This is a genomic window from Paraburkholderia heleia NBRC 101817 (assembly GCF_000739775.1).
In the GTDB taxonomy this organism is placed as follows: Bacteria; Pseudomonadota; Gammaproteobacteria; order Burkholderiales; family Burkholderiaceae; genus Paraburkholderia; species Paraburkholderia heleia.
Genome location: NZ_BBJH01000041.1, coordinates 1 through 24,860, shown reverse-complemented (window position 1 = coordinate 24,860; position 24,860 = coordinate 1). Strand labels below are relative to the sequence as shown.

18 protein-coding genes are annotated in these 24,860 nt (G+C 65.9%); 13 read left to right on the top strand and 5 right to left on the bottom strand.

Annotation, left to right across the window (positions count from 1 at the left end):
- Window positions 1-12 precede the first annotated feature (12 nt).
- From lptC to kdsD, 3 genes are read right to left on the bottom strand one after another with little or no spacing between them, the layout of a single operon-like run.
- Window positions 13-612, bottom strand: a complete 600-nt coding sequence (gene lptC / locus BHE01S_RS28850) for an LPS export ABC transporter periplasmic protein LptC (RefSeq protein WP_042269979.1) — start codon at window positions 610-612, stop codon at window positions 13-15.
- A complete protein-coding gene (locus BHE01S_RS28845) occupies window positions 609-1,163 on the bottom strand; it encodes a KdsC family phosphatase (protein WP_042269977.1) in 555 nt (184 codons plus the stop codon). Before BHE01S_RS28845 ends, lptC begins: the two co-directional genes overlap by 4 nt.
- Window positions 1,163-2,149, bottom strand: a complete 987-nt coding sequence (kdsD, locus tag BHE01S_RS28840) for an arabinose 5-phosphate isomerase KdsD (RefSeq protein WP_042269975.1) — start codon at window positions 2,147-2,149, stop codon at window positions 1,163-1,165. Before kdsD ends, BHE01S_RS28845 begins: the two co-directional genes overlap by 1 nt.
- Before the next feature lie 234 nt (window positions 2,150-2,383).
- On the opposite strand from kdsD, the gene BHE01S_RS28835 reads away from it, so the two are divergent.
- From BHE01S_RS28835 to BHE01S_RS28775, 13 genes are all read left to right on the top strand, one after another.
- Window positions 2,384-4,399 (top strand): cation:proton antiporter domain-containing protein, encoded by a 2,016-nt coding sequence (locus tag BHE01S_RS28835; RefSeq protein ID WP_042269973.1) that lies wholly within the window; start codon window positions 2,384-2,386, stop codon window positions 4,397-4,399.
- Window positions 4,400-4,510: 111 nt separating this feature from the next.
- Window positions 4,511-5,077 carry an adenine phosphoribosyltransferase gene (locus BHE01S_RS28830; RefSeq protein ID WP_042269971.1) on the top strand — a complete coding sequence of 189 codons (567 nt, stop codon included), beginning with the start codon at window positions 4,511-4,513 and terminating at the stop codon, window positions 5,075-5,077.
- A gap of 33 nt (window positions 5,078-5,110) precedes the next feature.
- Complete coding sequence (locus BHE01S_RS28825) at window positions 5,111-5,725, top strand: LysE family translocator (RefSeq protein WP_042269969.1); 615 nt, start codon at window positions 5,111-5,113, stop codon at window positions 5,723-5,725.
- A gap of 18 nt (window positions 5,726-5,743) precedes the next feature.
- Entirely contained in the window at window positions 5,744-6,613 is an 870-nt protein-coding gene (locus BHE01S_RS28820) for an NUDIX hydrolase (RefSeq protein WP_042269967.1), read from the top strand.
- Between the two features lie 74 nt (window positions 6,614-6,687).
- Window positions 6,688-7,557, top strand: a complete 870-nt coding sequence (purU, locus tag BHE01S_RS28815) for a formyltetrahydrofolate deformylase (RefSeq protein WP_042269966.1) — start codon at window positions 6,688-6,690, stop codon at window positions 7,555-7,557.
- Window positions 7,558-7,802: 245 nt separating this feature from the next.
- The gene (locus tag BHE01S_RS28810) at window positions 7,803-9,128 is read left to right on the top strand and encodes an MFS transporter (protein WP_042269964.1); all 1,326 of its coding nucleotides are present in this window, start codon (window positions 7,803-7,805) and stop codon (window positions 9,126-9,128) included.
- A gap of 45 nt (window positions 9,129-9,173) precedes the next feature.
- Complete coding sequence (locus tag BHE01S_RS28805) at window positions 9,174-10,568, top strand: NarK family nitrate/nitrite MFS transporter (protein ID WP_042269962.1); 1,395 nt, start codon at window positions 9,174-9,176, stop codon at window positions 10,566-10,568.
- A gap of 169 nt (window positions 10,569-10,737) precedes the next feature.
- On the top strand, window positions 10,738-14,463 hold the full coding sequence (locus BHE01S_RS28800) for a nitrate reductase subunit alpha (RefSeq protein ID WP_042269960.1): 3,726 nt from the start codon (window positions 10,738-10,740) through the stop codon (window positions 14,461-14,463).
- Entirely contained in the window at window positions 14,460-16,013 is a 1,554-nt protein-coding gene (gene narH, locus BHE01S_RS28795; protein ID WP_042269958.1) for a nitrate reductase subunit beta, read from the top strand. Before BHE01S_RS28800 ends, narH begins: the two co-directional genes overlap by 4 nt.
- Before the next feature lie 16 nt (window positions 16,014-16,029).
- Window positions 16,030-16,779: a nitrate reductase molybdenum cofactor assembly chaperone gene (narJ, locus tag BHE01S_RS28790; RefSeq protein WP_063769111.1), complete on the top strand. Its 750-nt coding sequence runs from the start codon at window positions 16,030-16,032 to the stop codon at window positions 16,777-16,779.
- Entirely contained in the window at window positions 16,776-17,459 is a 684-nt protein-coding gene (gene narI / locus BHE01S_RS28785) for a respiratory nitrate reductase subunit gamma (protein ID WP_042269956.1), read from the top strand. The genes narJ and narI overlap by 4 nt, the downstream gene beginning before the upstream one ends.
- A gap of 293 nt (window positions 17,460-17,752) precedes the next feature.
- A complete protein-coding gene (locus BHE01S_RS28780) occupies window positions 17,753-19,756 on the top strand; it encodes a type IV pili methyl-accepting chemotaxis transducer N-terminal domain-containing protein (protein ID WP_042269954.1) in 2,004 nt (667 codons plus the stop codon).
- 72 nt (window positions 19,757-19,828) lie between these two features.
- Window positions 19,829-20,524 (top strand): response regulator, encoded by a 696-nt coding sequence (locus BHE01S_RS28775; RefSeq protein WP_042269952.1) that lies wholly within the window; start codon window positions 19,829-19,831, stop codon window positions 20,522-20,524.
- A gap of 30 nt (window positions 20,525-20,554) precedes the next feature.
- Here BHE01S_RS28775 and BHE01S_RS28770 read toward each other — a convergent pair whose 3' ends face one another.
- Window positions 20,555-21,640, bottom strand: a complete 1,086-nt coding sequence (locus tag BHE01S_RS28770; RefSeq protein ID WP_042269950.1) for an AI-2E family transporter — start codon at window positions 21,638-21,640, stop codon at window positions 20,555-20,557.
- A 113-nt stretch (window positions 21,641-21,753) separates the two neighbouring features.
- Window positions 21,754-24,645 carry an excinuclease ABC subunit UvrA gene (gene uvrA, locus BHE01S_RS28765; RefSeq protein WP_042269948.1) on the bottom strand — a complete coding sequence of 964 codons (2,892 nt, stop codon included), beginning with the start codon at window positions 24,643-24,645 and terminating at the stop codon, window positions 21,754-21,756.
- Between the last annotated feature and the right edge of the window lie 215 nt (window positions 24,646-24,860).

Here is a 24,860-nt window from a genome sequence, read left to right as displayed (position 1 = left end):
ACGGCCCGGCGTTCAGGACGAGCCGCCGGAGTCGGCCGGGGCGATGGCTCCCCGGACGTTGCCGAAGAGCTGGATGACCCGGGAGACATTGTTGTAGTTCATGCCGCTGGTGGCCGTCATGACCGACTGGCCGCGTCGAAGTTTAACCGGCTTTTCGGTCAGGATCACATCGTCGTTCACGAGCACTTTGAAATGCTCGGAATCAGCCTGCATTTCGGGGTCGCCGGCGCCGGCCGCGCGCAGAATGCGCGCGTTGTCGTACAGGTTGACGATCGAGGCGTCGGCGTTGACCGTGCCGCGCAGCCCGGTGGCCGTGACGATCGGCTTGCCGGGCTGGAATGCGCGCACGGCCGGGTTCGTGAGGTCGCTATTCTCGTCGTCCTCGTAGTGAACCATGTGCGTGGCCGTGAGCCGATACTGCGTGGCGCCCGACTGGTCGAGCTCGGACACCGAGAAGTTGTCGGCGAAATAGTCGGGCGTATGCGTGAGCGGACGCGGCGCCGCCTCCTTCTCGCGCGGCTGGACGGCCTGCAGCAGCCACCACGTGAAACCGGCGAGCGCGGCGACGCACACGAGCGGTACGAGCGAAGTGAGGCGGAACTTCTGGTTCATCGCGGCATCCCGGCGAGCGGCGCGCAGGCCGCGGCGAGCATGGCGTCGTAACGGTTCTGCGCGCGCAGGATCAGGTCGGTGACTTCGCGCACGGCGCCGTGGCCGCCCACCTTGTCGGACACCCAGTGGGCGCGCGAGAGCACGTCGGGATGGGCGTTCGCGGGCGCGGCAGCGAAGCCGCACTGGAGCATGACGCCGAGGTCGGGCCAGTCGTCGCCCATGTAGCCGCACGCTTCGGGCGCAATGCCGGTTTGCGAGAGCAGTTCGGCGAACGCGACGCGCTTGTCTTCTACGCCTTGCCACAGATGCGTGATCTTCAGTTCCTTCGCGCGCACGGCGACGGTCTCCGAGCGGCGCCCCGTGATGATGGCCGTGTCGATGCCGGCTTCGCGCAGCAGCTTCGCGCCGTGGCCGTCGAGCGAGTTGAACGCCTTCATCGTGTCGCCCGCGCCGGTGAAGAGCAGGCCGCCATCGGTGAGCACACCGTCGATGTCGAAAATCATGAGACGCACGCGCGCGGCGCGCGCGGTTGCGTCGAGTGGGCTAGCCATCAGATCACCTTCTTGGAGAACAGGTCGTGCATGTTGAGGGCGCCGATCAGCGAGCCCTCGGCATCGACAACCAGCATCTGATTGATGCGATGGCGCTCCATCAGTTCCACGGCTTCGACGGCAAGCTGGTCCGGGCCGATGGTGCGCGGGGCTTTCGTCATGACCTGCGCGATCGGCAGTTCGCGGAAATCGCCCACGCGCTCGAGCACGCGGCGCAGGTCGCCGTCCGTGAAAATGCCCTGCACATGGTCGTCGGCGTTGACGATCGCCGTCATGCCCATGCGTTTGGCCGTGAGCTGGAAAAGGGCGTCGCGCACGGTGACGTCGTCGCGCACCTTCGGAATTTCGTCGCCCGTGCGCATCACGTCGCGCACGTAGGTCAAGAGGCGCCGGCCGAGCGCGCCGCCCGGATGCGAGCGCGCGAAGTCGTCGGCGCCGAAGCCGCGTGCGTCGAGCACCGCGACCGCGAGCGCGTCGGAGAGCGCGAGCGCCGCTGTCGTGCTGGCGGTGGGCGCGAGGTTCAGCGAGCAGGCTTCCTTCTCCACGCCGGCGTCCAGATGCACATCGGAGAGCTGGCCGAGCGTCGACTGCGGCCGACTGCCCGTCATGCCGATGAGTTTCGCGCCAATGCGTTTGACGAGCGGCAGGATCGCCACGAGTTCTTCGGATTCACCGGAGTTCGACAGCCCGATGAAGACGTCGTCGGCAGTGACCATGCCGAGGTCGCCATGGCTCGCTTCCGCAGGATGCACGAAGAACGCGGGGGTGCCCGTGGAGGCCAGCGTGGCCGCGAGCTTGCGGGCAATGTGGCCCGATTTGCCGATGCCGGAGACGACCACGCGTCCGCGGCAGCTGAGGATGAGGTCGACCGCGCCGACGAAGTTGTCGTCGAGCCGGTCGCGAAGCCCGCGCACGGCGTCCGCTTCGATGTCGAGCACGTTGCGAGCGAGCTTCAGCGCCCGGTCGCCATTGATTTTCGCTATCATCCGCGGAGTATAGCAAAGGCGTCTGCGCGCCGCGCCAGCGCCCCCAGCGCCCAAACCCCGTGCGTGCGCCGCCGGACTTGCCGACACGCGTGTCTCCGTAGCCCTTCCCATTTAGCCCGTTATTCATGTAAACAGGCCCTAGCCGCCTTTGCGTCGATCATCGGCACGGCGCGGGGCAGAATTTGCATCGCCGCGCATGCAGACCGCGGCCGACGAACGAGGACGCTTCACACGATGATCTCCCCGCTGGAAATGACGTTGTTCCTGTTGCTCGCCTCGGTGGTTGGCGTCGTGTTGTTTCGTTATCTGAATCTGCCGCCGATGCTCGGCTACCTCACGGTGGGCATTCTGGTGGGCCCGCGCTCGCTCGGCATCGTGCCGGACACGCATGGCGCACAGAACCTGGCCGAGTTCGGCGTGGTGTTCCTGATGTTCTCCATCGGCCTCGAGTTCTCGCTCTCGAAGCTGCGCGCCATGCGCCACGCCGTGTTCGGCCTCGGGCTCTCGCAGGTGCTCGGCACGATCGTGGTGGCGCTCCTGCTCGGTCTCGTGCTGGAGCCGTGGGTGCATATCACGTGGCAGGGCTGCGTGGCGCTGGGCGGCGCGCTCGCCATGTCGTCCACGGCCATTGTCAGCAAGATGCTCTCCGAGCGGCTCGAGATCGAATCGGAGCATGGCCGCAATATTCTGGGCGTGCTGCTGTTCCAGGATCTGGCCGTGGTGCCCCTTCTCATCGTGATCGCGGCGTTCGGCGGCTCGGGGGCGTCGCTCGTCGAGTCGCTCGGCACCGCCGCCGTGAAGATCGTGCTCGCGCTCGGCATTCTGCTCATCGTCGGGCAGAAGTTCATGACGCGCTGGTTCAACGTGGTCGCGCGCCGCCGCTCGCAGGAGCTGTTCGTGCTCAACGTGCTGCTCGTCACGCTGGGGGCCGCGTTCATCACCGACAAGTTCGGCCTCTCGCTCGCGCTCGGCGCCTTCATCGCGGGCATGCTGATCGCCGAAACGCCTTATAGGCACCAGGTGGAAGAGGACATCAAGCCGTTTCGCGACGTGCTGCTCGGCCTCTTCTTCGTGACCACGGGCATGCTGCTCAACCCGCACGTGATCTGGCAGCACCCCTTCATGGTGGCGGCGTTCTTCCTCGGGCCGGTCGTGCTCAAGGCCGTGCTCATCACCGCGCTCACGCGCATCTTCGGCGCGTCGCCGGGCGTGGCCATGCGCACGGGTCTCGGCCTCGCGCAGGCCGGCGAATTCGGCTTCGTCCTGCTGAACCTCATTCTCGACAAGCATCTGGTCGACGCCACGCTGCTCCAGGCGATCCTCGCGGCGATGCTGCTGTCGATGCTCGCCGCGCCGTTCCTGATCCAGAACGCCGACCGCATCGTGCTGCGCCTGTCCTCGACGGAATGGATGCAGCAGTCGCTGATGATGACGCGCATCGCCACGCAAAGCATCAAGCAAAGCGGCCATGTGATCGTGTGCGGATACGGCCGCGCGGGGCAGAACCTCGCGCGCATGCTCGAATACGAAGGCCTTTCGTACGTCGCGCTCGACCTCGACCCCGACCGCGTCGCGGCGGCTGCGGCGGCGGGCGAGTCGGTGGTGTTCGGCGACGCGGCGCGGCGCGAATCGCTCGTCGCGGCGGGCATCCACCGCGCGGCCGCGGTGGCGATCACGTATGCCAACACGCAATCGGCGTTTCGCGTGCTCCATCACATTCACGAGCTGGAGCCTACCTTGCCCGTGATCGTGCGCACGGTGGACGACGCCGATCTCGAACGCCTGCTCGCCGCGGGCGCGACCGAAGTGATTCCGGAGATCGTGGAAGGCAGCCTGATGCTCGCCTCGCACATGCTGGTGCTGATGGGCGTGCCGATGCGGCGCGTGGTGCGCCGCGTGGAGGAACTGCGCGACGAGCGCTACAGCCTCCTGCGCGGCTACTTCCACGGCACCGACGATGTGGGCGAGGACGGTCACGAGCAGGTGCGGCTACAATCCGTTCCGGTCGACGAGCGCGCCGACGCCGTGGGCCGCACGCTCGCTGAGCTGGGCCTGTACGAGCTCGGCGTCGAGGTGACGGCGATCCGCCGCCACGGCATTCGCGGCGTGGAGCCGGACCCATCGACCAGGCTGCGCGAGGCCGACATCGTCGTGCTGCGCGGTTTGCCCGAGCAGCTCGCGCAGGCCGAGGAGCGGCTTTCGCGGCATCGCAAGCCGGGCGCGGCCGGCGCGGGCGCGGCGGCGGCCTGATACGCCGTTGTTGTTGGCGCGATTCGTTGGCGCGATCGCGAGACCGCGCCGAGGGTCCCGCCCCGTTTAAGCAGTTCTGCTGTTCTTATCGAGTCACTACCCGGAGAAACCATGTCCCACGCACCTGCGAACCCGAGCGCTGAATCCGCCCAGTTCGTGAACAGCCTGATCCGCACGGTGTCCGACTGGCCTCAGCCGGGAGTGCAGTTCCGCGATATCACGCCGCTCATCGGCGATCCGAAGGGCCTGCGCGTGCTGATCGACCTGTTCGTCGAGCGCTATGTCGACGCGAAGCTCGACTACGTGGCAGGGCTCGACGCGCGCGGGTTCATCATCGGGCCGATCGTCGCGTATGAGCTGAACGTGGGCTTCATTCCGATCCGCAAGATCGGCAAGCTGCCGTACAGGACCGTTTCCGAGACCTACAAGCTCGAATATGGCGAAGCGACCGTCGAGGTTCACGAGGACGCCTGCGGCAAGGGCGACCGCGTCGTGATCGTCGACGACCTGATCGCCACCGGCGGCACCATGATGGCCGGCAAGCTGCTGCTCGAGCGCCTCGGCGCGAGCGTGGTGGAAGGCGCCGCCATCATCGACCTCCCGGATCTGGGCGGCTCGAAGCTGCTCACCGATGCCGGCTTGCCGCTCTTCACCGTGACCGCCTTCGGCGGGCACTGAAACCCGCAACGCACACCGCCACGAGTCGATCTCATGCCCAATTTCGCGCTCTTTCTCGCCACCTCCATTGCCATCACGTTCGCGCCCGGCCCCGACAATCTCCAGGTGCTCGCGCGCGGCATTTCGCAAGGCCGCGCCGCCGGTCTCGTCGCCGCGCTCGGTTTTGCCGCGGGTGTGACGTTCCACACCACGCTCGCTGCGCTCGGCGTGGCCGCCGTGCTGCGCTCGTCGCCGCTCGCGTTCCAGATCCTCAAGCTCGCCGGCGCCGCGTACCTCGTGTGGATCGGCGTGAAGGCGCTGCGCAGCCAGGGTCTCGCGGCTGCCGGCGACAGGCCGCGTCAGCCGCTCTCCGCGATCTTTCGTCAGAGCGTGCTCGGCAACATCATGAACCCGAAGGTGACGCTGTTCTTCGTCGTGTTCCTGCCGCAGTTCGTCGACCCGCATGGCGCGCAGCACGTCACGCTGCAGATGCTCGAGCTCGGCCTCGTATTCATGGCGCAGACGGTCGTGGTGTTCTCCCTCTTCGGGCTGTGCGCGGGCACGATCGGCGGCTGGCTCAAGCGCCGCCCGCGCGCGGGCGTGTGGCTCGACCGCCTCGCCGGCGTCACCTTCATCGCCATCGGCATTCGCGTCGCCTTGCGCGACTGATTTACGGAGTCCTGATCGATGACCTTGCCTTGCATTACCGACGCGCGGCGTTTCGATGTCGGCGCGCATCTGCCGTTTCATATCGGCGACGAGCGCGTGGGCTGGATACGCGAGAACGACGTGGCGCTTCTCGCACGCTGGCCCGACGTGTTCGAGATCGACGGCGATGCGCAGAGCGCACGCGTGACGCTCGCCCCGCATTTCGATAGTGTCGATGCACGCAGCGCGGCGCTCAGCTCGGTGATCGGCGCACTCGCGGCGGAAGGGCACATTCCGGGCTGGCGCAACGAAACCTACGCGATCCGCAATGCGTTCGACGCGCCGCCGCTCGCCTTTATCGAACGCGCGGCCTCGCGCTTCTTCGGCACCATGACGTACGCGGTGCATCTGAACGGCGTCGTAGAATACGCGGATCCGGCGGCGCCCGGCGCGCCGCAACTATGGATCGCGCGGCGCAGCGACACCAAGGCCACCGACCCCGGCATGCTGGACAACGTCGTGGCGGGCGGGATCGGCTGGGGCTTCGGCATCGAGGCCACGCTCGTGAAGGAGTGCTGGGAAGAGGCGGGCATTGCGGAAGAGCTGGCGCGCGAGGCGCGCGCGGGCCGTACCGTGCATGTGCTGCAGTCGCTGCCGGAAGGCACGCAGGCCGAGCAGATCTTCGTCTACGATCTCGCGCTCCCGGCCGACTTCGTGCCGCACAACCAGGACGGCGAAGTGGGCGAGCATCGCCTCGCGCGCATCGACGAGGCCGCGCGCTGGATCGAGGAGGGCGCAATGACGGTGGACGCGAGCCTCGCGACGCTCGACTGCCTGCTGCGCCGCCGATGGATAGACGAAGACGCGTGCGAGGGCATTGCCGTGATCTTTGAACCGCCGACGCTGTGAAAGGGCGCCGGTTTTTTGGGCAAAGCCCAAAGCCCTTTTAGAAACACCAGGTATTGACGGGAGTTACCAGGGTCATGTCGACCGATCACAGCTTCATCCTCAAACTGTCGTGCGCCGACCGGCCCGGTATCGTGCACGCCGTGTCGGGCTTTCTGTTCGAGCGCGGCAGCAATATTCTCGACTCGGCCCAGTTCGGCGACAGCCATACGGGCGAGTTCTTCATGCGCGTGCACTTCCAGCAAGTGGGCGGCGACCCCGGCCTCGACGGCCTGCGCAGCGCGTTCGATCCGCTCGCCCAGGAGTTCGGCATGCGCTGGGAACTGCATGACGCGAACGTGAAGCCGCGCGTCGTCATCATGGTCTCGAAGATCGGCCATTGCCTGAACGACCTGCTGTTCCGTTATCGCACCGGCCAATTGCCTATCGAGATTCCCGCGATCATCTCGAATCACAAGGACTTCTATCAGCTCGCCGCGAGCTACAATGTTCCGTTCCATCACTTCCCGCTGCTCGGCGGTACCGAGGCCGACAAGACCGCGCAGGAAGCGCGCGTGCTCGAAGTGGTGAACCGCGAAAGCGCCGATCTCGTGGTGCTCGCGCGCTACATGCAGATCCTCTCGCCGCAGCTTTGCAAAGCGCTCGAAGGCCGCGCGATCAACATCCATCATTCGTTCCTGCCGAGCTTTAAGGGCGCGAAGCCGTATTACCAGGCATTCGATCGCGGCGTGAAGCTGATTGGCGCAACCGCGCACTATGTGACGTCCGATCTCGACGAAGGCCCGATCATCGAGCAGGAAGTCGAGCGCGTGGATCACAACATGACGCCGGACCAGCTCACCGCCATTGGCCGCGACGTGGAGTGCGTGACGCTCGCGCGCGCGGTGAAGTGGCACGTGGAGCATCGCATCGTGCTCAACGGGCACAAGACGGTCGTGTTCCGCTGATCGCTTGTTGGTCGAATGCGACATCATGCCGTAGCGTGTTTCAAAACACGCTACGGCTTTTCGAACTAATCTTATTGTTCTCCGGCACATTCGCATACATGCGATTTTTTTCGCGCCAACTCATTCCTGCGGTACTACTCCTTAAGTTCTAGCGGCGCATCGTCGCGCACTCCCTGTGGAGAATAGTCCGCCCCTTTCGTCTTTCCTACTCTTGTCACGTCAACTAAACGACAAGAGGGAAATTCATGAAAGCCGCCCTATCCCCGCAGGCGGAACCTGTCGCCGATAGCCGTGCCTGGCGCGTGCTGGGTTCGAGCACCTTCGCGTTCACGATCTGCTTTGCCGTCTGGATGATGTTCGCGATCCTCGGCATTCCGCTCAAAAAACAGCTTCACCTCACCGATACCGAATTCGGCCTGATTGCCGCGATGCCCGTGCTCACCGGCTCGCTCGCCCGCGTGCCGCTCGGCATCTGGACCGACCGCTTCGGCGGGCGCATCGTCTTCTTCATCACGATGCTCGTGACCGTCGTGCCGATCTGGCTCGTCTCGTACGCGACGCAACTGTGGCAATTCCTCGCGCTCGGCCTGTTCGTGGGGTTCGCCGGCGCATCGTTCTCGGTCGGCACGCCCTATGTCGCGCGCTGGTTTCCGAAGTCGCGCCAGGGGTTCGCCATGGGCATCTTCGGCGCGGGCAATTCGGGCGCCGCGCTCAACAAGTTCGTGGCGCCGGTGCTGATCGTCGCGGCCGGCACGTGGACCATCGTGCCGAAGGTCTACGCGGTCGCCATGCTCGCCACCGCGCTGCTGTTCTGGATCTTCTCCGCGAGCAACCCGGCGCACCGCGTGCCCGGCAAGGGGAGCGTAGCGGACCCGATGCGCGTGCTCGCCGACCCGCGCGTGCTGCGCTATGCGCAGTACTACTCGGTGGTGTTCGGCGGCTATGTCGGTCTGTCGCTGTGGATGCCGCAGTACTACGTGAACCAGTACGGCTTCGGCATCGAGCAGGCCGCGTTTCTCGCCGCGTGCTTCTCGCTGCCCGGCGGCGTGCTGCGTGCGGCAGGCGGCTGGCTCTCCGACCGCTACGGCGCCTATCGCACGACGTGGGCGGTGATGTGGGTCGCGCTCGCGTGCTTCTTCCTGCTGAGCTACCCGCCGACCGACTTCACGATCCACAGCGCGCATGGCCCGCTCGGGCTGCATATCAGCACGGGACCGGTGTTCTACACGGTTCTGATGTTCGTCGTCGGCATTGCGATGGCGGTGGGCAAGGCCTCGGTCTTCAAGTTCATCGGCGACGAGTACACCGACAACATCGGCGCCGTCTCCGGCGTCGTGGGGCTGGCGGGCGGTCTCGCCGGCTTCGTGCTGCCGATCCTGTTCGGCCTGCTCGTCGACCTCACGGGCGTGCGCACCACCTGCTTCATGCTGATGTTCGGCGCCACCGCGGTGAGCCTGCTGTTCATGCATTTCTCGTTCCGCCCCGAAGCCCTTGCGTATGGCAGCGCGAGGCTTGCGCGCAAGCCAGGCGGCGCGACGCCGGCTTTGAAGGAAACCACGTACTCCGAATGATTCAGCTCGCGCCGCGCGTGCGGCGCCTAACCTGCGAACACAATCATGTCCAAATATCTCCTGACCCAATGGGAGCCCGAGAACACCGGGTTCTGGCAGGCTTCCGGCGAGCAGATCGCCACCCGTAACCTGTGGATTTCGATTCCCGCGCTGATGCTGGCGTTCGTGGTGTGGTCGCTATGGAGCGTCACGGTCGTCAATCTCGACAAGGGCGGCTTTCACTTCACAAAGAACGAACTCTTCTGGCTCACGGCGCTGCCCGCGCTTTCGGGCGCCACGCTGCGCATCTTCTATTCGTTTCTCGTGCCGATCTTCGGCGGACGACGCTTCACGGCGATCTCCACGGCGAGCCTCCTGATCCCGGCCTTCGGCATGGGCTTCGCACTGCGCGATCCGTCCACCCCGTATTCCACGCTGCTCGTGCTCGCCCTGCTGTGCGGTCTTGGCGGCGCGAACTTCAGCTCGTCGATGGCGAACATCAGCTTCTTCTTCCCGAAGGCGCGCAAGGGTTTCGCCACCGGCCTCAACGCGGGCATCGGCAACCTCGGTGTTTCGCTCGTGCAGTTCGTCACGCCGATCGTCATCTCGACGGCCGTGTTCGCGGGCCTGCTCGGCGACGGCCAGACTTACGTGAAGGACGGCGTCGAGCACAGCATCTGGCTGCAGAATGCAGGCTTCGTGTGGATTCCGCTCATCGTCGTCTCTTCGTTTGCCGCATGGTTCGGCATGAACGACATCGCCGATGCGAAGGCTTCGTTCCGCGAGCAGGCCGTGATATTCCGCCGCGCGCACAACTGGATCATGTGCTTTCTCTATGTCGGCACGTTCGGCTCGTTCATCGGTTTCTCGGCCGGCCTCGCGCTTCTCACGAAGGCGGAGTTTCCCGCCATCAATCCGACTGCCTGGGCCTTCCTCGGGCCGCTCGCCGGCGCGCTCACGCGCCCCGTCGGCGGCTGGATCTCGGACAAGCTCGGCGGCGCGCGCGTCACGCTCTGGACCTTCCTCGCGATGATCGTCGCGGTGACGGGCGTGATCGCGTTCCTGCCGGGCGGCGCGCTGGGCGGCGCACAGGGCAGCTTCGCCGGCTTCCTCGCGATGTTCGTCGTGCTGTTCGCGCTCACCGGCATCGGCAACGGCTCGACTTTCCGCATGATTCCCGTGATCTTCCTGACGCACCATCAACGCGCCGCGAAGGGCGAGGGCGAGGGCTCGCAGCGCGGCGCGCTCGCAGAAGCGGGCAAGGAGTCGGCGGCGGTGCTCGGCTTCGCAGGCGCAATGGGTGCGTACGGCGGCTTCTTCATTCCGAAGAGCTTTGGCTCGTCGCTCGAAATGACCGGCTCGCCGGTCGGCGCGCTCGTGTGCTTCATCGGCTTCTATGTGGTGTGCGCGGCGGTGACGTGGTTCTTCTATGCGCGCCGCAACGCGTCCACCCCTTGCTGAACCGGATTAGTCCTTTGGGAGTAGTGCGAACTCTCCCGTTGATGAATGGGCAGACATGCGTCTGCCCGCCATACTCGGAACGACACGAGCGCCAGGCGCCCCGCTTGCAACGCAAGCGGGCGGCGACCGGCGCGATCGATCGATTCCAGCAGCAGTCCCGGAGAACCTGATGAGTTATTTTCTGGACCGGTTGAAGTTCATGTCGCGCGTGAAGTCGACGTTTTCGAAGGGTCACGGCGCGGTGGTGAACGAGGACCGCAAGTGGGAAGACGGCTATCGCAGCCGCTGGCAGCACGACAAGATCGTGCGCTCGACCCACGGCGTGAACTGCACGGGCTCGTGCTCGTGGAAGGTTTACGTGAAGAACGGCCTGATCACGTGGGAAACGCAACAGACCGACTATCCGCGCACACGCGCCGACCTGCCCAATCACGAACCGCGCGGCTGCCCGCGTGGCGCGTCGTATAGCTGGTACGTGTATTCGGCGCAGCGCGTGAAGTACCCGATGATCCGAGGACGCCTGATCGAGATGTGGCGCGAGGCGCGCAAGACGCTCGAGCCGGTCGAGGCATGGGCTTCGATCGTCGAGGATCCGAACAAGGCGGCACACTACAAGCGCGCGCGCGGCCAGGGCGGCTTCGTGCGCGCCGGCTGGGACACGGCCACCGAGATGATCGCGGCGGCCAACGCCTACACCATCGGCAAGTACGGTCCCGACCGCGTGGTGGGCTTCTCGCCCATTCCGGCCATGTCGATGGTCTCGTACGCCGCGGGCGCGCGTTATCTGAGCCTGATCGGCGGCGCGTGTCTCTCGTTCTACGACTGGTATTGCGACTTGCCGCCTTCCTCGCCGCAGGTGTGGGGCGAGCAGACCGACGTGCCCGAATCGGCCGACTGGTACAACGCCACGTATCTCATGGTGTGGGGCTCGAACGTGCCGCAAACGCGCACGCCCGACGCCCACTTCTACACCGAGGTCCGCTACAAGGGCACGAAGACGGTTGCGGTGTCGTCGGACTTCGGCGAGATGGTGAAGTTCGGCGATATCTGGCTCGCGCCGAAGCAGGGCACCGACGCGGCGCTCGCGCTCGCGATGGGTCACGTGGTGCTCAAGGAGTTTCACGCCACCGCCAGGTCCACGTACTTCCGCGATTACGTGAAGCAGTACACCGACATGCCGATGCTCGTCACGCTTGCGAGGCGCGATGGCGCGCTCGTGCCGGACCAGTTCCTGCGCGCGTCGCAACTCGCCGCGAATCTCGACGAAGCGAACAACCCGCAGTGGAAGACGCTCGCCATCGATTCGGCCACGGGCGACATCGTTGCGCCGAACGGCTCGATCGGCTTCCGCTGGGGCGAGGGCGAGCACGACGGCGGCAAGAAGGTGGGCCGCTGGAACCTCGAAATGAAGGACGGCGGCAGCGGCCGCCCAATCGATCCGCGCCTTTCGCTCGTCGATCAGCACGACGAAGTGGTCGAGGTGGGCTTCCCGTACTTCGGCGGCGAACATGGCGCGCTGCTCGCGCGCCGCGTGCCCGCGAAGCGCGTGGCGCTGGCGGACGGCACGCACGTGCTGGTCGCCACCGTCTACGACCTGCAGATGGCCAACTATGGTGTCGACCAGGGCCTGGGCGGCCCGAACGTCGCGTCCTCGTATGACGACGACGTGCCCGGCACGCCCGCATGGCAGGAGAAGCACACCACGGTGCCGCGCAAGCTCGTGATCCAGGTGGCGCGCGAATTTGCCGACAACGCCGACCGCACGCGCGGCAAGAGCATGGTGATCGTGGGCGCGGCGCTCAATCACTGGTACCACAACGACATGATCTACCGCGGCATCATCAATCTGCTGATGATGTGCGGCTGTGTCGGCCAGAGCGGCGGCGGCTGGGCGCACTACGTGGGCCAGGAAAAGCTGCGTCCGCAATTCGGCTGGGCGCCGCTCGCGTTCGCGCTCGACTGGTCGCGCCCGCCGCGCCAGATGAACGGCACGTCGTTCTTCTACAACCACACGAGCCAGTGGCGTCACGAGAAGGTCGGCCTGGACGAGATTCTCGGCCCGGGCGCGGACCGCGAACGCTACAGGAACTTGTCGATGCTCGACCTCAATGCGAAGTCCGAGCGCATGGGCTGGCTGCCTTCGGCGCCGCAACTGGGCGCCAATCCGCTCGACGTGGTGGACGCCGCGCAGCGCGCGGGCGTGCCGCCGGTGCAATACACCGTCGATCAGCTGAAGTCGGGCGCATTGAATTTCGCCTGCGACGACCCCGACAATCCCGCGAACTTCCCGCGCAACATGTTCGTGTGGCGCTCGAACATCCTCGGTAGCTCGGGCAAGGGTCACGAGTACTTCCTGAAGTATCTGCTCGGCACGCAGAACGCGCTCTTCGGCGACGAAGCCGACGCGATCAAGCCTTCCGAAGTGAACGTGCGCGAAGCGGCCGAAGGCAAGCTCGACCTGCTTACGGTGCTCGACTTCCGCATGAGCACGACGTGCCTTTACGGCGACATCGTGCTGCCCTCGGCCACGTGGTACGAGAAGGACGATCTCAACACGTCGGACATGCACCCGTTCATCCACCCGCTTTCGGAGGCGGTGCAGCCGCTGTGGGAAAGCAAGACCGACTGGGAGATCTACAAGGCCATCGCGAAGAAGTTTGCGGAGATCGGCGGCGCGCATCTGGGCAAGCGCACGGACCTCGTGTGCACGCCGCTCATGCACGACACGCCGGGCGAACTCGGCCAGGCGTTCGAGCCAAAGGACTGGCGTCTTGGCGAATGCGATCTCGTCCCGGGCAAGACCGCGCCCTCGATGACGCTCGTGGAGCGCGATTATCGCGAGATCTACAACAAGTTCACCTCCGTCGGGCCGCTGCTCGAAAAGCTGGGCAACGGCGGCAAGGGCATCAACTGGAACACCGTGCACGAGGTGGGCGAGTTCGCGCAGCTCACGGGCATCCAGCAGAACCGCGGCGCGGCCGAAGGACGCCCGCGTCTGGAAACGGCCATCGACGCCGCCGAGATGATCCTCACCTTCGCGCCGGAAACCAACGGCCACGTAGCGGTGAAGGCGTGGGACGCGCTCTCGAAGATCACGGGCCGCGATCACGCGCATCTGGCCGAAGGTCGCGAGCACGACAAGATCCGCTTTCGCGACGTGCAGGCGCAGCCGCGCAAGATCATCTCCGCGCCTACGTGGTCGGGGCTCGAATCGGAGGAGGTGAGCTACAACGCCGGCTACACGAACGTGCACGAGCTGATTCCCTGGCGCACGCTCACGGGCCGTCAGCAGTTCTATCAGGATCACCGCTGGATGCTCGACTTCGGTGAGGGCTTCTGTAACTACAAGCCCGCCATCGACACGAAGACGACCTCGCCGATGCTCGGCGCGAAACCCAACGGCGAGCACGAACTCGTGCTGAACTGGATCACGCCGCACCAGAAGTGGGGCATCCACTCCACCTACACGGACAACCTGCGCATGCTCACGCTTTCGCGTGGCGGCCCGCACGTCTGGGTGTCGGAAGCCGAGGCGAAGGAAGCGGGGCTCGTCGATAACGACTGGGTCGAAGTGTTCAACGTGAACGGCACGCTCACCGCGCGCGTCGTGGTGAGCCAGCGCGTGCCGCGCGGCATGTGCCTCATGTATCACGCACAGGAAAAGATCATCAACGTGCCGGGCGCCGAAACGAGCGGCATGCGCGGCGGCATTCACAACTCGGTCACCCGCACGGTGCTCAAGCCCACGCACATGATCGGCGGCTACGCGCAACTGGCGTATGGCTTCAACTACTACGGCACCGTCGGCAGCAATCGCGACGAGTACGTGATCGTGCGCAAGATGAGGAAGGTCGAGTGGCTGGAAGGCCCGATGAAGGAAGGAGCCGCATCATGAAAATCCGCGCCCAGGTGGCGATGGTCCTGAACCTCGACAAGTGCATCGGCTGCCATACGTGCTCCGTCACGTGCAAGAACGTGTGGACGTCGCGCGACGGCGTCGAGTACGCGTGGTTCAACAACGTCGAGACGAAGCCCGGCATCGGCTATCCGAAGGAATGGGAGAACCAGGAGAAGTGGAACGGCGGCTGGGTCCGCAACCCGAACGGCAAGATCGAACCGCGCCAGGGCCCGAAGCTCAAGGTGCTGGCCAACCTGTTCGCGAACCCGAACCTGCCTGGCATCGACGACTACTACGAACCGTTTACGTACGACTACGAGCATTTGCAGAAGGCGCGCCTCTCGCAGACGCCGCCCACCGCGCGCCCCGTGTCGGTCATCACCGGCAAGAAGATGGAGAAGATCCATTGGGGGCCCAACTGGGAGGACGACCTGGGCGGCGAGTTCGCCTCGCGCAGCCGCGACAAGCTGTTCGAGAACGTGCAGAAGGAGATGTACTCGAGCTTCGAGAACACTTTCATGATGTATCTGCCGCGCCTGTGCGAGCACTGCCTGAATCCCGCGTGCGTCGCGTCGTGCCCCTCGGGCTCGGTGTACAAGCGCGAAGACGACGGCATCGTGCTCGTCGACCAGGACAAGTGCCGTGGCTGGCGCATGTGCATCTCGGGTTGCCCGTACAAGAAGATGTACTTCAACTGGAAGAGCGGCAAGGCCGAGAAGTGCATCTTCTGCTATCCGCGCATCGAGGCGGGGCAGCCTACCGTCTGCTCGGAAACGTGCGTGGGCCGCATCCGCTATCTGGGCGTGATGCTGTACGACGCGGACCGCATCAGCGAGGCGGCCTCGGTTGAATCGACGCAGGACCTGTATCAGTCCCAGCTCGACGTGTTCCTCGATCCGCACGACCCGGAGGTGCGGCGCGAGGCACTCAAGCAGGGCGTGCCTCAGAGCTGGCTCGACGCCGCCGTGCGTTCGCCCGTGTACCGCATGGCGGTCGAGTGGAAGATCGCGTTCCCGCTGCACCCCGAGTACCGCACGCTGCCGATGGTCTGGTACGTGCCGCCGCTTTCGCCGATCCAGTCGGCCGCGGACGCGGGCCATATCGGCATGGACGGCGTGATTCCCGACGTGGCGAGCCTGCGCATTCCCATGCGCTATCTCGCCAACCTGCTCACCGCCGGCGACGAAAAGCCCGTGATTTCGGCGCTCAACCGCATGCTGGCGATGCGCGCCTACAAGCGCACCCAGACCGTGGACGGCGTGAACGACGACGCGCTTCTCGCGCGCGCGGGCCTTACGCCCGGGCAGGTCGAGGACATGTACCGCACCATGGCGATCGCGAACTACGAGGACCGCTTCGTCGTGCCGTCGTCGCACAAGGAAATGGTCGAAGACTCGTTCAACGAGAAGGGCAGTTGCGGCTTCTCGTTCGGCAACGGGTGTTCGGGCGGCGTCTCCGAGGGGTCGCTGTTCGGCTCGAAGGTCGAAGGCAGCGTGGTGTATGTCGATATGCCGAAGTCGCGTCGCAAGACGCCGTCCGAAGCCTGAGCGGGAGGACACCATCATGTCGATTTATCCGGTCCTCTCTGCGCTGCTCGATTATCCCGAGCAGCCCTTGCGCGACGCACTCGACGAGATCGAAGCCGCGCTCGCAGCCCTGCCGAACGGCGCATTCGCGGTGCGCGAACTGGCACCGCTCATCGCGGCGCTGCGCGAGCGCTCGCTCGTCGAGTCGCAGGAAACGTACGTGGCCACCTTCGACCGCAATCCGCGCCACTCGCTGCATCTGTTCGAGCACGTGCACGGCGAGAGCCGCGCGCGCGGCCAGGCGATGGTCGATCTGCTCGACGAGTACCGCAATCATGGCCTCGACGTCGCGACGAGCGAACTGCCCGACTACGTGCCGCTCTTTCTCGAAGTGCTCGGCCTGATTGGCGAGGAAGAGGCGGCCGTACTGCTCGGCGAGGCGATTCACGTACTCGCGGCGCTCGGCAATCAGCTCGAGAAGAGTGAAAGTCCTTACGCGGGCATTTTCACGGTGCTGTGCGGGCTGACCGATGTCGAGCCGCTGCCGCTCGTGGGCGCGCCCGTGCGCGACATGGACGAGGCGCTCGAACGCTTCGGCACCGGCGCGGACGGGGTGGAGCCGCTCATCCACGCGTTCGGCGCGAGCCATTCGCCGCAGGTCGTGCAGTTCCACCCGCGAGCGCAGTTTGCCGCGGCCACCGCGACTGCTTCGGCTACCCACGCGGCCAACTACGCGGCCAACTACGCGGCTGCCTGCGCGGCTGCCCGCGCAAAGGAATCGCCATGAACACGTTCAATCAGTTTCTGTTCGGCATCTATCCGTATATTGCCGCCGCCATTTTCCTGTTCGGCAGTCTCGCGCGCTTCGAGCGCGAGCAGTACACGTGGAAGGCGGACAGTTCGCAGTTGCTCTATCGCGGCCATTTGCGGCTCGGCAATATTCTTTTCCACCTCGGCGTGCTCGGGCTTTTCTTCGGGCATCTGTTCGGTCTGCTCACGCCCGTCGCCGTGTGGGACTGGCTTGGCGTGCCGCACGCGGTCAAGCAGGTCGTGGCGATGGTCGCGGGCGGCGTGATGGGCTCGATGTGCCTGGTGGGCCTTGCGATCCTGCTGCACCGGCGGCTTTCGAACGCGCGCGTGTCGGCCGTGACGCGCGTGGGCGACAAGGTGCTGCTGTTGTGGCTGCTCGTCACGCTGCTGCTCGGGCTTGCCACCATCGGCGAATCGGCGACACATATGGACGGCGCGATGATGGTGCGGCTGATGACCTGGGCGCAGCACATCGTCACGTTCCGCGGCGACGCCGCGAGCTACGTGGCAGACGCACCGCTCATCTTCCGCATGCACCTCTTCATGGGCATGACGCTGTTCGTGATCTTCCCGTTCACGCGGCTCGTGCACGTGTGGAGCGGGTTCGCCTCGATCGCCTATCTCTCGCGCGCCTGGCAGCTCGTGCGCAGCCGCTAGCGGCCAGCGTTCGCCGCTTGCCTCTGAAGTTTGCCTCCGGACGGTCGTGGGGATGGCCGTCCTTCGCGGGGAGCGAGCACACTCGCATTCCCCGCTTTTTTCCCATGCGCACAGGGCAGGGGGCGGTGCAACGGGGTTCGCCGGGACTCGCCCCCGGGGGAGGCAGGTGAACTGGCGCATAGTGTCACAGTTGGCTGTGCAGACCGCGACATAGTGCGCAATCGGCTGCGCTCCGTCAGATAATGTCGATATAGGCGCCGTCGTTTCGGCGCAGCCGATTCCCGGTCCCGGCCATGACTCCGTCTTCCGATTCCGCAACCGCATCTGCCGCATCTGCCGGCGCGCAGGAAGCGCCGTTCCCGAAGCGCCTCTCCACGCGCATCGTCGTGCTCTCTACGGTCGCGCTCGCGCTCGTGCTCGCGATGATCAGCGGCACGCTCTGGCTCTCCTGGCAGCTCGAAGGCGGCGGCGCCGCGATCAACGACGCGGGCAGCCTGCGCATGCGCGCGAACGCCGTGGCGATCGCGCTGTGGGAAGCCCGCACCGGCCAGCCCTCGCAAGTCGAGGCCCAGATGCGCCAGCTCGACGAGACGCTGCGCGAACTGCGCGACGGCGATTCGGCGCGGCCGCTCTTTCTTCCCGCCGACGCCGGCATCCACGCCCAGTTCGAACGCGTCGCGGCAGCCTGGAACGAAACGCTCAGGCCCGCTGCGCTGAGCGAACTCGCCGCCAGCGGGGGCGAGCCCTCGAGGTACATCGGCCTGCTGCCCGGCTTCGTCGACGAGGCCAACAGCCTCGTTAGCCTGATCGAGCGCGAGAACGCGCGCAAGACCGCGTGGCTGCGCATTTCGCAGGTCGCGCTTGCGGCGCTGTCGTGCGTCGGCACGATGGCGATCGTCTATCTGCTTTACCAGTGGTTCGTGGCGCCCGTGCAGCGCTTGCAGGACGGGCTCGCGCGCATCGAGGCGCGCGAGTTCGACACACGCTTGCCGGTCGAAACGTACGACGAGTTCGGTCATCTCACGCAAGGGTTCAACCGCATGGTCGCGGAGCTGCAGGCGCTGTACCAGGACCTTGCCGAGCGCGTGGACGCCAAGACCGCGCAGCTGGCGGCGCAAAACCGCGAACTCGCCACGCTCTACGAGATGGCGGCGTTTCTCAACACGCCGGGATCGGCGGAAAGCCTGTGCCACGATTTCCTCACGCGTGTCATGCGTGAATTCGACGCCGACGGCGGCACGGTGCGCGTCGTTTCGCCCGATGACGGCAATCTGCATCTGCTCGTCTCGGCAGGCATGCCCGAATCGATCACGCGCGCGGAACAGTGCATGCCGGCGGCGGACTGTGCATGCGGCAGCGCCACGGCCGAGGCGCCGGTCGTATTCGGCCTGATGGCGCAGCCAGGCGCGCGCGCGGCCGGAAGCGGCCACAGTGGCGAATGCAGCCATGGCGGCGCTTTCACGCAGCGCTGCCTGAAGGCGGGTTTCGTGAGCGTCGCGGTGTCGGCCATCGTCGCGCAGAACGAGACGCTCGGCACGTTCTCGCTGCACTTCCGGCGCGAGCGGGAGGTGCCGCCGTCGGGCGTCCAGCTGCTCCAGACGCTCGGCCGCCATCTCGGCGTCGCGCTCATGAACCGGCGGCTCGTGGCGCTCGGGCGCCAGCTCGCCGTGTCCGAGGAGCGCAATCTCGTCGCTCAGGGGCTGCACGACAGCATCGCGCAAGGCTTGAGCTTTCTGAAGATGCAGGTGCACCTGCTGGATGGGGCGGCGCAGCAAGGCGACCTCGACGAGATTCGCGAGATCGTGCCGCTTCTCGCGGGCGGCGTGGAGGAAAGCTACGACGACGTGCGCGAACTGCTGCTGAATTTCCGCACGAAGCTCGGCCCGGGCAAGCTGCGGCTCGCCGTGGAGGACACCGTGGCGCGCTTTCGCCGCCAGTCGGACGCGGAGCTGACGCTCGACTATCGCGACGAAGACGGGCCGCCGCTGCCGCCCGACCAGCAGCTGCAGGTGCTCTTCGTGCTGCAGGAGGCGCTCTCGAATGCGCGCAAGCATGCGGAGGCGCTGCACGTGCAGGTGAGCGTCGTGAACGCCCGCGACTTCCGCCTGACGATCGAAGACGACGGCGTGGGCTACGATCCCGCCGATATCGCATCGCGCGGCGAATCGCATGTAGGCTTTCACATCATGCATGAGCGCGCGCGGCGCCTTGCCGCCGTGCTCACGCTGCAGAGCACGCCGGGTCGCGGCGCGCGCGTCGAACTCGTGTTGCCCGCCGCGAGCCGCATGGCCGCGTGAATGCGGCCAATGAACCTCGCCGATGGCGTTACGACCAGAATCAGAAGACATCGCGACAAGACAACGATCCTCATGACCATCCGCATCCTGCTCATCGACGACCACACGCTCTTTCGCTCGGGCGTCAGCGCGCTCCTGCAGCGCCAGCCCGACCTGGAAGTGGTGGGCGAGGCGTCGGACGGCGTGGAAGGCGTCAAGCGCGCGAAGCAGCATTTGCCCGACGTCATCCTGCTCGACCTGAACATGCCGGGCCTTTCCGGGCTCGAAACGCTGCAGCTGCTGGTGGAAGACTTGCCGGACACGGCGGTCGTGATGCTCACCGTCTCCGAGGAGGCCGACGAACTCACCGCCGCGATGCGCGCGGGCGCGCGTGGCTTCCTGCTCAAGAGCATCGACGCCGACGCGCTCGTGGCGGCGATCCGCAAGGCCGCGAGCGGCCAGCCGGTCATTACCGAGCACATGACGGCTAAGCTCGTGGAGCAGATGCGCAAGCCCGTACAGTCGACCAGCGCGACCGGCACGACCGGTGCCGCGCGCGCGAGCGCAGAGACGCTCACGGCGCGCGAGCGCGACATCGTGCGCGAACTGGCGCGCGGCGCGAGCAACAAGGAGATCGCACGCGCGCTCGACCTGGCGGAGAGCACGGTGAAGATTCACGTGCGCAACATTCTGCGCAAGCTGGGTCTCACGAGCCGCGTGCAGGTGGCGATCTATGCCATGGGGCACGACGGCATGGCCGACGAGCCCGGCGAGCCGCGCGGGCGCTGAGGGCCGCGCGCGGGCTCGGAAGAAAGCGGGTCAGACGAGCCGCAGATAGATCAGTTCGCGCTTGATATACGCGTAGAAAATCGGCGCGGCGATCACGCCTTGAATGCCGAACGCGGCTTCCATCACGAGCATGGCGACGAGCAGCTCCCACGTGCGCGCCTCGATCTGGCCGCCCACGATGCGCGCGTTCAGGAAGTATTCGAGCTTGTGGATCAGGATGAGGAACACGAGCGCCGTGACCGCCGCGGGCAGGCTCACGGTGAGCGCGATGGCGACGATCAGCGTGTTCGAGATCAGGTTGCCGATCACGGGCAGCAGGCCCACCACGAAGGTCACCACGACCAGCATCTTCGCGAGCGGCAGCGGCGCGTGAAACAGCGGCAGCGCGAGCAGGAGGAAGAGGCCGGTGAACACCGTGTTGATGGCCGAAATCTTTACCTGCGCGAACACGATGCGGCGGAACGCGTCGGCGAAACGGGACACGCGCGCGACGAACGCCGTGGAAAGCGGCAGCCGCGTGGCGTTCTTCTGCGCACCAATGGCGATGATCGCGCCGATGATCATGCCGATCACGATATGCCCCAGGATGCGCGCCGCGTTCTTGCCGCCCTGGCCGAGCTGTGTGGCGTGCTCGTGCATGAGCGCGAGCGCCTTGAGCTTCATCTGGGCGACGTCCACGGGCAGATAGGCGGCGATCGACTCGGGAATGCGCCCGCGCGCCTGGTCGACGAACGCCATCATCTGCGCCATGACCTTCTGCACGCTCGGCACGTCGCTTTCGAACTGCTCGATGACGCCCACGGTGAGCCCCGTGAGCACGCCCACGATCACGATGGAAACCAGCACCACGGAGAGCCAGCGTGCGCGGCTGCTCGACATGCGCCGCTCGATGAGCGGCGAAATGGTATGAACGAGCTGGAAGACGAGCATGCCCGCCAGCAGGGCACCCAGCAGATTCAGGCGCAGCACCGCCAGCATGCCGGCGAGCGCGGCCACATAGCTGCCGATTTCCACCGCCGAAAGCTTCGGCAGGCTCATGTCGCTCGTGAGCCTGACCGGCCGTGGCCGCAGGTCGCGCACCTGTTTATCTTCGGTCGCTTCGTTGCGCTTGACCATGTTGGGTGTATCCCGTCTCCAGACTTCAGGGGGCGCACGCGCCCCCGACCCGTTGTTGCTGCAGCTATTTCTACTGCTAAATTTCCTGCCCGGTCGTCAGCGCGCCTGGCGGGTCATTTGCCCGAGGCCGTGTCCAGCGCGGCGATCTGGCGCTTGAGCAGCGGCGCGAGATAGCGCCCCGTGAAGCTTGCCTTCGACCTGGCCACCTGTTCGGGCGTCCCCTGGGCCACGATCTGGCCGCCGCCCGCGCCGCCTTCCGGTCCCATGTCCACGACCCAGTCGGCGGTTTTGATGACATCGAGATTATGCTCGATGATGACCACCGTGTTGCCCTGATCTCGAAGCCGGTGAATCACTTCCAGCAAAAGCGCGATGTCGTGGAAGTGCAGGCCCGTGGTCGGCTCGTCGAGTATATACAGCGTGCGGCCCGTGTCCCGCTTGGAAAGTTCGAGCGAAAGCTTCACGCGCTGCGCCTCGCCGCCCGAGAGCGTGGTGGCCGACTGGCCGAGGCGGATGTAGCCGAGGCCCACGTCCAGCAGCGTCTTGAGCTTGCGCGCCACCACCGGCACCGCCTTGAAGAACTCGTAGGCGGCTTCCACCGTCATGTCGAGCACCTCGCTGATGTTCCGGCCCTTGTATTGAATCTCCAGCGTTTCGCGGTTGTAGCGCTTGCCGTGGCAGACGTCGCAGGGCACGTACACGTCGGGCAGGAAGTGCATTTCCACCTTGAGCACGCCGTCGCCCTGGCAGCTTTCGCAGCGCCCGCCCTTCACGTTGAACGAGAAGCGGCCCGATTCGTAGCCGCGCTCCTTGGCGGCCGGCACGCCCGCGAACAGCTCGCGGATGGGCGTGAAGAGGCCCGTGTAGGTGGCCGGGTTCGAGCGCGGCGTGCGCCCGATCGGCGACTGGTCGACGTTGATGACCTTGTCGAAGTGCTCGAGGCCCTCGATCGCCTCGAACGGCGCCGGTTCGGCCGACGATCCATACAGATGCTGCGACACGGCGTGATAAAGCGTGTCGTTGATGAGCGTGGACTTGCCCGAGCCCGAGACGCCCGTCACGCAGGTCAAAAGACCGACGGGCAGGTCGAGCGTCACATGCTTGAGGTTGTTGCCGTGGGCCTCGACGATGCGCAGGCGGCGCTCGCCGGGCTCGATGCGCTCGTCGGGGTAGTCGATGCGGCGCGCGCCCGAGAGGTACTGGCCCGTCATCGAGGCCGGGTCGCGCTCGACTTCGCCGGGCGTGCCCTGCGAGATCACCATGCCGCCGTGCTCGCCCGCGCCCGGGCCCATGTCGACCACGTAGTCGGCCATGCGGATCATGTCCTCGTCGTGCTCGACGACGATCACCGAATTGCCGAGGTCGCGCAGATGCTTGAGCGTGGCGATGAGGCGGTCGTTGTCGCGCTGGTGCAGGCCGATGGACGGCTCGTCGAGCACGTACATCACCCCTGTCAGGCCCGAGCCGATCTGCGAGGCGAGGCGGATGCGCTGCGCCTCGCCGCCGGAAAGCGTCTCGGCGCTGCGCTCGAGCGAGAGATAGTCGAGCCCGACGTTGTTGAGGAACATGAGGCGCGCGACGATCTCCTTGACCACCTTGTCGGCGATCTCGCGCTTGGCGCCTTCGAGACGCAGTGTCTGGAAGTAGCCGAGCGTGTCGCGCAGCGGCCAGCCGCTCACTTCATAGATGGCGCGCGCCTCTTCCCCCGCGCCGATGCGCACGAAGCGCGCTTCGCGGCGCAGGCGCGTGCCTTCGCAGTGGGGGCAGGCCTGGTTGTTCTGGTACTTCGAAAGCTCCTCGCGCACGGCGGCCGAGTCGGTCTCGCGGTAGCGGCGCTCCAGGTTCGGGATGATCCCTTCAAAGACATGCTCGCGCACCGAAGTGCGGCCGCGCTCGTTGATGTACGAGAACGGAATTTCCTGCTTGCCCGAGCCGTAGAGCAGGATCTTGCGCACTTTCTCGGGCAGGTCCTCGAACGCGGTGTCGATGTCGAAGTCGTAGAACGCCGCGAGGCTCTGCAGCATCTGGAAGTAGAACTGGTTGCGCCGGTCCCAGCCCTTCACGGCGCCCGCCGCGAGCGAGAGTGACGGGTGCGCGACCACGCGCTTCGGATCGAAGAACGTGATCTGGCCCAAACCGTCGCACTCGGGGCACGCACCCATCGGGTTGTTGAACGAGAAGAGGCGCGGCTCCAGCTCCGGCAGCGAATACGAGCAGATCGGGCAGGCGAACTTCGAGCTGAAGAGATGCTCGCGGTTCGTGTCCATTTCGAGCGCGACGGCGCGGCCGTCGGCCAGACGCAGCGCGGTTTCGAACGACTCCGCGAGGCGCTGCTTCATGTCGGGGCGCACCTTCAGGCGGTCCACCACGACGTCGATCGTGTGGCGCTCGCTCTTCTTGAGCTTGGGCAGCGACTCCACCTCGTAGATTTTCGCTTCCCCTTCGTTGGCCGTGCCGCCGCCCGAGCGCACCCGAAAACGCACGAAACCCTGTGCCTGCATGTCGTCGAAGAGCTCGGCGTGTTCGCCCTTGCGGTCCGCGATCACGGGCGCGAGGATCATCAGCTTCGTTTCTTCGGGCAGGGCGAGCGCGGCGTCCACCATCTGCGAGACGCTTTGCGACTCCAGCGGAATCTCGTGATCCGGGCAGTAGGGCGTGCCGATGCGCGCGTAAAGCAGCCGCAGGTAGTCGTGGATCTCGGTGACGGTGCCGACGGTAGAGCGCGGATTGTGCGACGTGGCCTTCTGCTCGATGGAAATAGCGGGCGACAGACCCTCGATCAGGTCGACGTCGGGCTTCTCCATGAGCTGCAGGAACTGGCGCGCGTAGGCCGAGAGGCTTTCCACGTAGCGGCGCTGGCCTTCCGCGTAGAGCGTGTCGAATGCCAGCGAGGACTTGCCCGAGCCCGACAGCCCGGTGATCACCACGAGCTGGTGGCGCGGCAGGTCCAGATTGACGTTCTTCAGGTTGTGGGTTCGGGCCCCACGGATACGGATCTGTTCCATGAACCTGCGGGAGAAAGGAAAACCAAACCTGCTACTATAACGACTTTTCCAGACCGCCGTTACGGCTTGCTGACGGTCTTTGAAAGGGCCCGGAGCGGCAAGTGCAAGGGCCTCGAAAGAGGCGCGTCAGGGAGCGTCCCGGTCAACGAACGTGCGGGCACTTGCGGTCCAAACACATAACGCTCCGATGTCCTCCAATTCACCCGCTACCTCCT

Coding starts and splice junctions, on each gene's coding strand:
- BHE01S_RS28830 (WP_042269971.1), top strand. CDS start 4,511: ATGTCCCACGCACCTGCGAACCCGAGCGCTGAATCCGCCCAGTTCGTG.
- lptC (WP_042269979.1), bottom strand. CDS start 612: ATGAACCAGAAGTTCCGCCTCACTTCGCTCGTACCGCTCGTGTGCGTC.
- BHE01S_RS28835 (WP_042269973.1), top strand. CDS start 2,384: ATGATCTCCCCGCTGGAAATGACGTTGTTCCTGTTGCTCGCCTCGGTG.
- purU (WP_042269966.1), top strand. CDS start 6,688: ATGTCGACCGATCACAGCTTCATCCTCAAACTGTCGTGCGCCGACCGG.
- BHE01S_RS28805 (WP_042269962.1), top strand. CDS start 9,174: ATGTCCAAATATCTCCTGACCCAATGGGAGCCCGAGAACACCGGGTTC.
- kdsD (WP_042269975.1), bottom strand. CDS start 2,149: ATGATAGCGAAAATCAATGGCGACCGGGCGCTGAAGCTCGCTCGCAAC.
- BHE01S_RS28770 (WP_042269950.1), bottom strand. CDS start 21,640: ATGGTCAAGCGCAACGAAGCGACCGAAGATAAACAGGTGCGCGACCTG.
- BHE01S_RS28800 (WP_042269960.1), top strand. CDS start 10,738: ATGAGTTATTTTCTGGACCGGTTGAAGTTCATGTCGCGCGTGAAGTCG.
- narI (WP_042269956.1), top strand. CDS start 16,776: ATGAACACGTTCAATCAGTTTCTGTTCGGCATCTATCCGTATATTGCC.
- BHE01S_RS28780 (WP_042269954.1), top strand. CDS start 17,753: ATGACTCCGTCTTCCGATTCCGCAACCGCATCTGCCGCATCTGCCGGC.
- BHE01S_RS28825 (WP_042269969.1), top strand. CDS start 5,111: ATGCCCAATTTCGCGCTCTTTCTCGCCACCTCCATTGCCATCACGTTC.
- BHE01S_RS28775 (WP_042269952.1), top strand. CDS start 19,829: ATGACCATCCGCATCCTGCTCATCGACGACCACACGCTCTTTCGCTCG.
- narH (WP_042269958.1), top strand. CDS start 14,460: ATGAAAATCCGCGCCCAGGTGGCGATGGTCCTGAACCTCGACAAGTGC.
- BHE01S_RS28810 (WP_042269964.1), top strand. CDS start 7,803: ATGAAAGCCGCCCTATCCCCGCAGGCGGAACCTGTCGCCGATAGCCGT.
- narJ (WP_063769111.1), top strand. CDS start 16,030: ATGTCGATTTATCCGGTCCTCTCTGCGCTGCTCGATTATCCCGAGCAG.
- uvrA (WP_042269948.1), bottom strand. CDS start 24,645: ATGGAACAGATCCGTATCCGTGGGGCCCGAACCCACAACCTGAAGAAC.
- BHE01S_RS28845 (WP_042269977.1), bottom strand. CDS start 1,163: ATGGCTAGCCCACTCGACGCAACCGCGCGCGCCGCGCGCGTGCGTCTC.
- BHE01S_RS28820 (WP_042269967.1), top strand. CDS start 5,744: ATGACCTTGCCTTGCATTACCGACGCGCGGCGTTTCGATGTCGGCGCG.